Raw genomic sequence first — 12,458 nt, forward strand, 5'->3', positions numbered from 1 at the left:
CATTGGATTTTGTAAACTAACTCGCCATAAAAAAAGCCAAACCTAAAACTGTTTGGCTAATAAAGCAGGATAATAATATGAGAAAAAATTAATCAATATGTGATTCAAATGCTTTCAACCGTTTATAGATCGACATCAGTTCAATAATCGTCGGCCAAGACAAAATCAGGTACTGGAAAGATTCTCGCACTTTGCCAAACACATTTAGGATTTGCATCATTAAACCGAGGGTAATTGCCCCTGCTGCAATACTTGGAAACAGAATAAATAATCCGTAAATATTGTCCAACTGCAAGTACCAGATCCGAACCATGTTGAAATAAGCATAGTGAAAATACAACCGGAAATAATTCCAGCGTACTCGGCTAAACAGTTCTTGTAATGTCAGCGGATGTGCGCGATCAGCATAGTCTTCGCCATAGACCAGCTCTTTACGATAGGCTGCCTCAACTTTCTGGTTATTAAACTCCAGTCCGGGCAGCTTCATTCCCACGACCATCAAAATGACCGTACCCAATACCGCCCAACCAATCGAGGCCCACATTAAAGCATGCGGTATTTCCCCTACAATTGGTAAAACTTTCACATGACTAGAGAGCTGATATAAGATCGGCAGGAATGCCATCAGCAACATCAGCGCTTCAATCAAGGAAACACTTAACTGCTCCGTGGTTTTGGCAAAGCGCATGGTATCTTCCTGGATACGTTGTGATGCACCTTCAATATGACGTAACTGCTCCCAATGTGCGGTGTAATAATCATTCATCGCGGTACGCCAGCGGAAGACATAATGACTGACAAAAAACAGGTTAAATACCGCTAAAGTGACATAAACCATCGCAATATAAATAAAGGTTAATGCGCCTTGATACAGCAATGAAACATCCCCACCACCCTTCGTGAGCATTTGTTGAATCTGATCATAAAACGGGCTATACCATTCATTTAATACGACATTGACCTGTACCCCGAACCAGATATTAAACAGAATAAATGCCGAGCCCCAGACCGACCAGCGCTGCCATCGGTGTCCGGCTTTCCATTGCCAGAACAGCGCAAATATCGTAGTTGCCATGAAAAACCAGAGATAGAACCAGATGAATTGAGCTGACCAGAAACGCCCAATACCGATTGTAAGCTTTTCATCAGAATAACCTTCAGGAAAACCCATATAGGTTCCCCATCCTGATCCGCCACTATGCCAAAGCACAAGATTAATGATAAACCACAAAATCAGGCTGCTAAAAAACCAGACGGGTTGCGGGAAAAATGACTTAAACATGCCGACCCAGTTCTCCTTATGTCTCTTGGTCATCCAAATGACGCATAGTTTATTCTTATTTTAGATTTTTACTGTTATAAAGCATTAATTTTCAATTTAGTGTAAAAAAGGATAGAAAGATATCGAGTCTCTAGAAAATTATTTTTATCATTCAGCTCTGCGTTATGATTTTCCTTATATTCTCGATTTTTATCATTTAGCCGAGCGATATCAAAAAACAGAAAAATCATCATGTTTTTGACCTTTCGTTATTTTGATAAAATTTTTATGCCTGTTATCTGTCGGGTTTATGTAAAAGAACTTCATGCTTCTGAGCACTGCGAGAATAGGATGAAAATCAGGCATACTGCATGTCTTCTAGGTATCTTTAATCTAAATAGAGCACTTCTCCCTATTTGAATAAGTCATTGATCAAGTTCTCAGTTTTTGAAGAAACAGTTAAATTTTCAAAAATCATGCTATGATTTAATTATCGAAAAGTAATCTTATTTTGGAAAAAACTATGGAAAGTTCAGTAATTGAATTACTTAAAACGGTGACTCTACAAAAAGAAAACTGCGACCCTATTATTTTTGAAGCTGGTACTGTTTTGAAAGTGGTCATGCAGACCCCAACCAGTCTTCTGGTCAGTAATGATGATGACTTTAACTTTACCATTCCTTTAAAAGACAAAAATGAAGTGTGGCGAGAAATCTGAGTATTTTTCCCTCATACAAGTAGACGGGTTGTATCTGAGTTTGGTTTCTTAACTTATACGATACGACCCTTAGCTTCTCTCCACTTTGATTGCTCTTTTATTATTTTTTCAAAAAATTATTTCTTGCCTCTTCTATCATCAGTTACTGATTTTAAATTGGCTCATGTCCATTTGAGCAAAAAAAAAATTTAATTGAAACATCACTTAGTTTTTTGACCTATGTAAGATCACTGATGATCTGTTTTTCCGTCTTTTGTATCTGCTCTGTCCTTGCAATGACACCTTTACATCTCTTCTCTGTTTAGCTCAACTTCATCTAACACCTACGCTTCGATTCAAAAAAAGAATATTCAAGTTATTTTCAGAGTTTAGTCATAGAACTGACGTTCGTCTTTCTCCGATTTTTTATCCTCTGATGAAATTTACCAATAAGAATTAAAAAAATTAATCTGAGATGCTAAATTAAGAGGCTGTTTAAATTGTATATCTCTCCAATTGATCCCAAGAAAGTTTGATTGATACGAAATTCCCCCTCTAGACAATTTTAGTATTTTTCCTTTTAAGACAGCTTAGTCAATTCTAAAAACCATTAATTTTCATCAACTTAATTTAGATATTATTATTTTATATGCCTAATTTATAAATTTATTTAAATTATTATATTTAAAAAGATCTCAAAATTACATCTCCCTCATATATTTAAAAATAAAAAAATAAATTAATAATAAATACTATATTCTAAAAAATTAATTAAAAAATACATATTCAAAAATAAAGATTAAATAATAAATCTTATTATGTAAAATCCTGAAAAACAATCAATCCAAGAAAATCTTAAAATATAAAATCTTCATAATTTATTTTTAAAATTTATTAATAATACTGGATTTCTACCAAAATATTTCTAAATCTTACAAAGTAACTGTACTTGTTAAAAGTGTTTCGTTTCTGCACTTAAAGCCAGTCTGTTAAATGAAATATGTTATAAATTTAATCAAAGCAATGACCATTCAGGTAATTCTAACTTTTAAATCAATTTAACTTCAGAGGCTTAGGTAGTATTTATGTCGACTCTAAAAGAAGATCAAGACCTAGAAGATTCACTTGCTACATCTTCTTATATATTACCTCAAGTGATTTTAAATCAACTCAAACCTATTATTTATTCTCATAAAATTGTTTTATTTCTTGATATTGATGGAACCATTTCTGAATTCCACCCAGATCCAGCAAAAAGTATAATTAAGAGCGAAACCTTAAATACTTTAAAAGAGTTACAACAATATATTCAGCTAGTATTAGTGACCGGCCGCTCAATTGTACAAGCCCAAAAACTTATTTATCCATTTGACTGGAATATTGCAGGCTCTCATGGTCTGGAATTAAGCTATCAATTGCGTTTAAGCAAGTTAATTGATTTAAATCCTGAACAGTTTGAATTATTAAAAAATTATATTACAGAGCATAGTAATAATATTCCTCAGACTCGAATAGAAATTAAAGACTATTCAGTCGCCCTGCATTTTCGTGAACACCCCCATTTAGAGCATCAAGTGCATGCATTTGCCTTGGATTGTCTCGCTCATTTTCAGGATTTTGAACTTAAGGCTGGAAAGTTTGTATTTGAACTGGTGCCCAAAGGTGCAAATAAAGGTTCAGCTATCCAACAAATCATTCAGCAATATCACTTAAGTGATCATTACCCCATTTTTATCGGAGATGACCTGACCGACGAAGCCGGTTTTCAAGTCATCAACACATTCAAAGGCTGCTCTATCAAAGTCGGTACAGGCAACACCGTGGCACGACATCGCCTCGAAAACGTGACTCAAGTACAGGCTTTTCTAGCGGAATTTCTAGAAATACTGAAAGCACAACAACAATTATTATTGGAGAAATTACATGTCGAAACTCATAGTGTTATCAAATCGTGTAAATCTACCTAAGTCAGACAATACACAGGCAGGTGGATTAGCGGTGGCATTGCAGGATGCTTTGCAGGATATAGGCGGTATCTGGGTTGGCTGGAATGGATCCCGAGTTGACCAGATGAAAGAGCAGAAGTTTCAAATCCTGAAGCATCAAAATGTTGAATATTACACGAGTCCATTGACTGAATCCCAATATCAAGGTTTTTATTGTGGTTTTGCCAACAATGCATTATGGCCACTGATGCACGATCAGCATCAACTTGTAGATTATCAGCCGCAGGATTTTAAGATCTATCAGGATGTCAATTTACGCTTTGCCAAGCACCTGAAACAGGTAGCATCTCCACATGATATTATCTGGATCCATGATTATCATTTTTTAAGCGTGGCGCATTATTGCCGTAAACTGGGCATGCGTAACCGTATTGGCTTTTTCCTGCATATTCCCTTTCCTGAACTAAGGCTCTGGCAGACTTTACCCGCCCATCGCGATCTGGCACATCATTTGGCCAACTACGATGTACTGGGTTTGCAGACCTCTCGCGATCAGGAAAACTGTTTAAATTTCCTCGAACAGACCTTAAAAGTGCAGCATCGTCACAATGAAATCCTGAATTATCAATCTCGAAAGATTCATGTAAAATGCTATCCGATTGGTGTGCATCCTGTGCAACTACAAAATCAGGCCTCAGATAGTCATCCAGAAAAGCTTCCGTTTGATCTGAATACAGTGCAGCCTTATAAAACCATCATTTCAGTTGACCGGATTGATTATAGTAAAGGCTTATTGGAAAAAATCGGATCGTTGCAGAGCTTGCTAGAAGATCAACCGGAGTTTAAAAATCAATTCCAGCAATTACAAATTGCCTGTCCATGCCGACTGGATGTAAAGACCTATAAGAACCTGTATATGCAATTTAAATCTGCCGTGCATGAACTTAATAGCCAGCATGGCACAGCGGACTGGTTACCTTTCGATTGCAGCTATGATACTTTGGGCCATGAGGCATTGATGCAACTGTATCGTAAGGCAGATATTTGCTGGGTAAATTCGATCCGGGATGGTATGAATCTGGTCGCCAAGGAATATATTGCTGCACAGGATCCTTTAGATCCGGGTGTCTTGATTCTATCTAAATATGCCGGTGCTGCTGAACAAATGAAAGAAGCCTTACTGGTCGATCCTTATGAGCATGACAGTATGGCTAAAGCTTTGAAGAAGGCGCTGCGCATGTCTAAATCAGAACGTTTAGAGCGCTATCGTTATTTAAGCCAAGGCTTGAAAAATTTCGATATTATTCGCTGGCGTGATCAGTTTATTACTGACCTGAAAAACTCACAAAGCTTGCGGATCTATCGTCCGGTGGCTGCAGGAGTTTCAAACCAGTTCAGTATGCATGCCTAAATTTTTAAGTAAAAAAAAACACCAGCATTAAGCTGGTGTTTCATTTTGAAGAGGAGCCACAATCTCTTCGCTTTGTTGTACTTCGCTTGGGTCTGCAGTGAAATGATTCAAAATCACAATACTCAATAGACCAATCGCAATCACGCTAAATACCAGACTCAATCCGATGATTTCACTACCAAAGCCGACCAATGCTGGCCCAATCAACGAACCTGTATAAGCAAATACCGATACATAAGACAATGCCACATGTGAAGCCAAAGTTTTCTGACGTCCTGCACGGGAAAACATCAGCGGTACAATGTTGGCACTACCTAAACCTAAAATCGCGTAGCCGACCAACACCACTTGCCAGACTGGGGCAAAAACCACGGTTAATAAACCGGTTGCAGCCAAGAGTGCACTTAACAGAATCGTATTTTTTTCACCAAACTGCTGAATAATCAGGTGACCGCTAAAACGTCCTAGTACCATCAAACCCGCAAAGAAACTATAAGCTAAACCGGTTTGCGCCGCAGGCAGGCTGAACTCAGTAGCAAGATAAATACCACTCCAGTCCATGGCGGCACCTTCCGAAAGAAAAGCCACAAAACAGATCAGACCAATACCTAAAATTGCCCAGGTCGGTGCTGCTTTTTTTACCGGTTGTTCTGGTGATGTTTCTTCTACCGCTGTTTTTGGCTCAGCACCCAAACTTAAAGGAACAGCGAATAAGGCAATAAGCAGCAAAATTACACTGACAATCACCGCACCGGTTAAAGGCGCCAAGCCAAGTCCCATTAACATGGTCATGCCCAGTACGCCTGCCAGACCACCTAAACTACACACTCCATGAAAACCCGACATTAAACTTTTACCGAGTTTTTTCTCAATCTGTGCAGCCTGGATATTGACAGTCACGCCCAAAGCACCGGCACTGGCACCAAAGAAAAACAGGCTGATTGCCATCATTAAATGATTCGGACTATAAGCCAGAGCAGGCAAAATAAATAAAAATGCACTGAGAATTACGGCCAAAACAGCACGGCAACCCAAGGCATTGGCCAGTCGACCGGCCAGCGGCATCGCCAGCATTGAACCGATTCCGGCACACAGCAATAACAGGCCAAAATCAGCATGATTTAATAACAGGCGCTGCTGTGCATATGGAATTAAGGGTGCCCAAGCCGCAGTACTAAAGCCCAAGCTAAAGAAGCATAACGCAGTCGCTATTTTCTGCCATAGATATGGTGATGGAGACTGAATTCGAGAAAGCAGTGTTTGATTGAACATTGTATTACCAAAAAAGAAGGCTCAGGCATCCATTACCGTTCATCCATAGAAAAACCCCACAGACTTATAGCTAGAATGTATAAGTTTGCGGGGCTGAATTTGCGTGAATTATAAACAGAATAAATTTAAATGGAATAGTTTTTAGACACGAATTTTAAGATTTTTTACAAGTGTCTGATTGTATAAAATTTATAGTTTTATGCTTTTATTTGCACAGGCTGATCGGTTTTTTCGCGACCTGCTTAAGCTCAAGTTTTTGCAGAAAATGGGCAAAACCTGCGGCAATTTTGGAGCTGAGCCGACTGCTGGTGGTGACTCTCAGTTGATTCGACCAGACAATCTGAGCGCCGGCTTTTTCTAAACGGTGGATGAAATCAACATCTTCATGACAGTCCAGTTGCTGAAACCCATTGACCTGTATATAAGCCGAAGCTTTAAAACACAGGTTTGCGCCATGGATATGCCGATGACCCATGCTGTCCTGATAATGTCGGAGATAAGCCTGACGGGTTTTGCGGCTTAAATGATCCCATTGATCCAGCTCGACTACACCACAAATCGCATCGGTGGGTTGATGCTGTAACATGACCTGAAACCAGTCGCACTGTACAAAAGAATCCGCATCGGTGCAGCAAATCCAGTCACAGCCCTGCTCGATCATTTGCTGAATCCCCAAATGGCGTGCCTTACCGACATTTCGGAAGTCGCAGCTCATAGCCGGAATGCCCATTTGCTGAACTTTAACGGCGGTGCTATCAGTACAATGGTCCAAGACCACGAGAATCTGGATTTCAGGAAGATTTTTTATTGTTTTAAAGTATTGAAAAAAATAAGTTTGTGCTGATTTTAACGCTAATAGGCAGCGTTCAATATAGGCTTCTTCATTACAGGCCGGAATCACCACACCGATTTTCTTCATCTCAAACCCTCCTGCTCTGCCACAGATTGCGCTGAATTCAGCCAGAGATCTACCAAAAAATCGGAGTCCTGCAAGCTTAAACAATGTTCATAGTTTAAATGCGCTTTGAGATACTGATGGACATCTTCACCATTTAGGCTAAATCCCGAGATTGGCGCGCGCCAATGACAACTCAAGATACATCCGCCCGGTTCCAGTGCAGTATGCAGCCATGTCAGCACCTGTTGCAGAGCAATCGGGTTCAAATAATATAAAATCTCACTGACGACAATGAGCTGAAATTTCTGTTCGGGCAAATCATCTGGCACGATCCGCTGTAACACCTGTACATGCGGATAAGCTTGTAAACGCTGCTGCGCCAAATGGATCGCAGTATTATTGGCATCCAGACACATTAAGCTATTTGTCCGCCGCGCCAGTTCCTGACTAAAGATGCCATTACTGCAACCAATCTCAATCGCGGAGTCAAACTGCAAGTGCGGCAAGATCGCCAGACAAATCTGCCGTTTGCGCTGTTCATACCAACGCTGTTCATATTGCCAGGGATCTCCCTGATTCAGTGCATATAAGGCATCGAAATATTCCTGATCATAGGCTGCTTTACTGTTCATACAGATACACCTCCCAGGGCTGTAAAATACGTTGTAATGCCTGCTCTGGCAGAATCGGTGATTGATCTATCGTCGGATCAAGCTCGATCTGGCTCTTAAAACACCGCGCAGCTCGAGACTTATATTGTAATTCTTCCTCAGTTAATTTGAGTTGATGAGCGACGGTCCAGGGAATTCTGGTATCTCCAGGTGTTGCCCAATGCCATGCCCAAATCAAGACCTGAATACAGGGCAAATGAAGTTCAGTGGCCAGCTGCTGTGTGACCTGCCCCGTAATTTCATGATCTGGATGTCCATCATGAACAAATGTGCTAATTAACACATCATTCGGTTGCAGATAAGATTGTAGATGCTGTTGCAACACATCCCGCTGTTCGGCCACCTTGCCATCTTGAATATCTAAAGCGATCCGCAAGATATTCTGTTTTAAAGGTAACGCTTCTAAAGCTGCTCGCGTTTCAGCAGGACGAATCTGGTTCAACTCTTCGGGAGTATATAGACTAGAGCCGGGATGACTGGCTGTCCCATTGGTAACGGCAAAAAGTATGATCTGATAGCCCAATTTGTCCAGACGCTGAATCAGGCCTCCACAGCCCAAAATTTCATCATCAGGATGAGGGGCAATGATGCAGACTCTGGCATCTAGAGGAATAACCTTAGGAATATCAAATTCCGGCATCTGTTGCAGGATCTGACAGGAACGCCATTCTTCAAGTCTTGTGCCTTCACCATGGATGACACGATCCCCTACAATCTCATGTCTTATAACGTCCATAATTGTTCCTCCTGTGCAGTCAGCTCGCCAATCCGCTCCAAGTCAAATGCAGCATGACTTTGACGAATAAATACCGGAAGATCTGCTGCAAGCCGAGCGAAATGCGGATGCTCACAATACGGCCCAGCACCAAGTGCCTTACCTACATGAGTTAGTACATTTAAGGCAGTCGCTTCCACCTGAGCACGCAGGCTGCGAATCTTTAACTCATGTGCGTGTTGCGGTTGCTGATCAATCAATGCAGCAACTTGATAAAATAAGGACTGTGTCGCTAAAAGCTCCCGACTAATTTCACCGAGATACATGGCCTTATAGGCATGCGGTTTTAACAATACTGCCTGTCTTAAATATTCAGCCAAACGCACGGTTGCGCCATACCAGCACGCGGCCACACCTGCGGCGCCATGCCAGAATCCGGGCCGATCCAGATAGGCATTTGGAGCTGCGACTTTTTCCACCTCAACATGATCCAGTTCCAGCCGGGCAGTCAAGGTATGCTGCATGCCCACTGCCTGCCAGGTATCCTGATGATGCTGAATGCCTTCTTGCTGCAGATCCAGAATCAGTAATTGTGAATATTGCTGCTCATCACGGTGAGTCAGCAGACCGTGTTGCACCCAGACCGATGCAGAACACCAAGGCTTAATTCCGCTTAGCTTTCCTGCTTGCAATGTTAAAGGTTTGGGTCCACCTTCTGCCGCCCATACTGCCCATAGGCCTTTTTGTTCTACCGGAATATTCAATTCATGCAAAATGGCCAAGGCGTCCAGATGGGATTCAAACAATTTGCCTAGGCTCAGATTGCTTGCCGAAACCTGACTAAGCATCTGCCAGCGTTTTAAGGTGGCTCCGGAAGCGGGATAAGGCACCTGATCGGAAATCGCCACCAGTTCCATTAAAGTGTGCTGAATTTTTTCTTGTAGCTCCAGAGGAGAGTTTTCAAATCTTTGTAATATTGAACCGAGGTTCTGCATGCGGTTCCTCATAAAATACGGATAATGTTGTTGTGTTTTTAAAGTCAGTTAATGAGAAAGCTTGCGCATTTGTTTTAAACGTGTGGTCAGCCCTAGTACCTTACGCCGTGCATTAATCTCTTCTTCATTGAAACAGAGTTGCTGCATTAGTTCAGCTAAAGGCAAATGATTATGTTCAATGAGATAAATGTCCTGTTCTCTGCTCCATTTGGCTTGTTGTGCTTGAGCCAACAACTTTTTGACATCCAGTCTCACCATCTCTTCATCCATTTTAAAACCATGAGGATAGAAGCCTTAGCCTCTATCCTCTAACATAAATTGAATCGTTTAGGCAGGAATCGCTTCCGCAATCGCTTCACGCGTCCAGACACGATGGTTTAGGATTAAAGTCTTGAAGCTATCTTGTACTGCTTCAAACTGTCCGTTTGCCAGAGTTCCTTCATCGCTAACCAAACGCAGATCTTCAATCAGCTTGCCTTTATCACCCAGGAACACGATTGGTTTTAAATGCTTGTAGGCTTCCAGCAGATAATGAGTCGCCACACCGTCTTTCATTACCACATCGTAATTATCACCGTCAGCAATCACCACGGCATCATAGGCAATGGATGGTTCTGCTTTTTGCATACCATCGGAAGGAATCACCTCGCCTTGCTGACCCAGTACCGGGCCCGGTTTTGGGGTCAGTACATCGACCACAGCCCCTTCTGATTCTGCCCAAGCTTGAACAGCTTTGATACTGGCCTCATTGGCCTTGTCGTGCACCAATAGCGCAATTTTGCGTGCCTTAATATCTTCAGGTTTAAATGCCTCAAAAGATAAACGTGGTGAAACCTGCACCTCTGGCAATTTTGCCGCCTTTTTCTCTGCCGGAATTTCAATGCCCAATTGGTCAGCCACCTGCTGTGCCAAGTCCAGATCGATATTGCAGAGCACTTCAAGCACTTCACGCTCACGAATATATTTGCGCTCCACCTTGCTCAGCTCGAAGACATAGGCATCGACAATATGCTTCTGTTCATGCGGCGTCTGGCTGCGGTAGAAAAGACGGGCCTGACTAAAGTGATCACTGAATGATTCGCTACGCTGACGGATCTTGTGTCCATCAATACGCTCCTGATAGCTTTCAAAACCACCGCCTTGTTCAGCTGGCGGAGTCTCAGTCGGCCAGTTATTGTCAATCGAATTCGGCTCATAACTGGCTTGACCGGTATGTACAATACGCTGGTGTAAACCATCACGCTGGTTATTGTGGAATGGACAAACCGGCTTGTTAATTGGGATCTGGTGGAAGTTTGGACCACCTAAACGGCTGAGCTGAGTATCGGTATAAGAGAACAGACGGGCCTGCAATAATGGATCATTGGTAAAATCCAGTCCTGGCACAATATGTCCCGGACAGAATGCCACCTGCTCGGTTTCACCGAAGAAATAATCAACATTACGGTTCAGCACCATTCTGCCAATCGGCGTCACCGGCACCAGTTCTTCCGGAATAATTTTGGTTGGGTCCAGCAAGTCGAAGTCGTACTTCATCTCATCTTCTTCTGGAACGACCTGTACACCCAACTCCCATTCCGGATAGTTACCGGAGGCAATCGCTTCATATAAGTCACGACGATGGAAATCCGGATCTTTACCCGCCAGTTTTTGTGCTTCATCCCAGACCAGTTGGGCGAGACCCTGTTTTGGCGTCCAGTGGAATTTCACAAAAACCGCTTTATTCTCGGCATTGATAAAACGGAAAGTATGTACACCAAAGCCTTGAATGGCTCTTAAATTACGCGGAATACCCCGATCCGACATGGCCCACATCACCGCATGTGCAGATTCAGGCACTAAAGAAACAAAATCCCAGAAAGTATCATGTGCAGATGCACCGGTAGGAATCTCGGTCTGAGGTTCAGGTTTGACTGCATGTACAAAATCCGGGAACTTGATCCCATCCTGGATAAAGAATACCGGCGCATCATTCGCTACCAGATCGAAGTTACCTTCATCCGTATAAAACTTGGTGGCAAAACCACGGATATCACGTACCGTATCTGCTGAACCACGTGGTCCCTGTACGGTAGAAAAACGCACAAATACTGGCGTTAGCACACTGGTATTGGTCAGGAAGCCTGCCTTGGTCAGTTTTTCATTCCCCGGATAAGCCTCAAAATAGCCATGTGCGCCGACACCGCGGGCATGCACAATACGTTCTGGAATTCGCTCATGGTCAAAATGGGTAATTTTTTCCCGGAGAATAAAATCTTCGATCAAGGTCGCACCGCGAACGCCTGCCTTGAGACTGTTCTGGTTATCGGAAATTTTAACCCCTTGATTGGTAGTGAGTGCCTGTTCGGTCGCATCACTGCGATATGCGTCGAGCTGTTCACTTTTTTTATTGGTATTTTGTTTGTCTAAACCGTCTTTACCAGTCGCGGGGCTATTGGCCTTAATTTTCATGATGTATTCCTTGCTGAGCTTGAGTTTAGTTCAGATATTTTTGGTCTATCTCAAAGTCGCTTGAGCTTATATATTGCATGGCTTACCGAATCAAAATCATCCCGCAAGTCAATCTGCTACAGCCGATCCTGTATCAGCCTC

At 42.1% G+C, this 12,458-nt stretch carries 11 protein-coding genes; 3 read left to right on the forward strand and 8 right to left on the reverse strand.

The genetic code is table 11. The features are described from left to right. Positions 1-88: 88 nt before the first annotated feature. Positions 89-1,282, reverse strand: a complete 1,194-nt coding sequence (sbmA, locus tag AC1IR0_RS02135; RefSeq protein WP_409653442.1) for a peptide antibiotic transporter SbmA — start codon at positions 1,280-1,282, stop codon at positions 89-91. A gap of 502 nt (positions 1,283-1,784) precedes the next feature. Between sbmA and AC1IR0_RS02140 the strand changes: the two genes are divergently transcribed. The 3 genes from AC1IR0_RS02140 to AC1IR0_RS02150 all read left to right on the forward strand — a co-directional run bounded on the left by AC1IR0_RS02140 (position 1,785) and on the right by AC1IR0_RS02150 (position 5,315). Further along, positions 1,785-1,979 (forward strand): hypothetical protein, encoded by a 195-nt coding sequence (locus AC1IR0_RS02140; RefSeq protein ID WP_224216892.1) that lies wholly within the window; start codon positions 1,785-1,787, stop codon positions 1,977-1,979. A 1,064-nt stretch (positions 1,980-3,043) separates the two neighbouring features. After that, a complete protein-coding gene (gene otsB / locus AC1IR0_RS02145; protein WP_409653446.1) occupies positions 3,044-3,925 on the forward strand; it encodes a trehalose-phosphatase in 882 nt (293 codons plus the stop codon). Continuing rightward, positions 3,882-5,315, forward strand: coding sequence for a trehalose-6-phosphate synthase (locus AC1IR0_RS02150; RefSeq protein ID WP_409666381.1), 1,434 nt, complete (start codon positions 3,882-3,884; stop codon positions 5,313-5,315). The genes otsB and AC1IR0_RS02150 overlap by 44 nt, the downstream gene beginning before the upstream one ends. 27 nt (positions 5,316-5,342) lie before the next feature. On the opposite strand, the gene AC1IR0_RS02155 is transcribed toward AC1IR0_RS02150, so the two are convergent. From AC1IR0_RS02155 to katE, 7 genes are all read right to left on the reverse strand, one after another. Then, complete coding sequence (locus tag AC1IR0_RS02155) at positions 5,343-6,587, reverse strand: MFS transporter (RefSeq protein WP_004646206.1); 1,245 nt, start codon at positions 6,585-6,587, stop codon at positions 5,343-5,345. Between the two features lie 205 nt (positions 6,588-6,792). Next, on the reverse strand, positions 6,793-7,506 hold the full coding sequence (locus AC1IR0_RS02160) for a glycosyltransferase family 2 protein (protein ID WP_409653452.1): 714 nt from the start codon (positions 7,504-7,506) through the stop codon (positions 6,793-6,795). Then, a complete protein-coding gene (locus tag AC1IR0_RS02165) occupies positions 7,503-8,117 on the reverse strand; it encodes a class I SAM-dependent DNA methyltransferase (protein WP_004730404.1) in 615 nt (204 codons plus the stop codon). The genes AC1IR0_RS02160 and AC1IR0_RS02165 overlap by 4 nt, the downstream gene beginning before the upstream one ends. Beyond that, positions 8,107-8,892 carry a PIG-L deacetylase family protein gene (locus AC1IR0_RS02170; RefSeq protein WP_121980081.1) on the reverse strand — a complete coding sequence of 262 codons (786 nt, stop codon included), beginning with the start codon at positions 8,890-8,892 and terminating at the stop codon, positions 8,107-8,109. The genes AC1IR0_RS02165 and AC1IR0_RS02170 overlap by 11 nt, the downstream gene beginning before the upstream one ends. Beyond that, a complete protein-coding gene (locus AC1IR0_RS02175; protein ID WP_409653457.1) occupies positions 8,880-9,866 on the reverse strand; it encodes an acyl-CoA dehydrogenase in 987 nt (328 codons plus the stop codon). Before AC1IR0_RS02175 ends, AC1IR0_RS02170 begins: the two co-directional genes overlap by 13 nt. Positions 9,867-9,914: 48 nt before the next feature. Beyond that, entirely contained in the window at positions 9,915-10,124 is a 210-nt protein-coding gene (locus AC1IR0_RS02180) for a hypothetical protein (protein WP_005247038.1), read from the reverse strand. Positions 10,125-10,193: 69 nt separating this feature from the next. Beyond that, entirely contained in the window at positions 10,194-12,317 is a 2,124-nt protein-coding gene (gene katE, locus AC1IR0_RS02185; protein ID WP_409653459.1) for a catalase HPII, read from the reverse strand. Positions 12,318-12,458: the final 141 nt, after the last annotated feature.

This window comes from Acinetobacter sp. 129952, assembly GCF_056642055.1.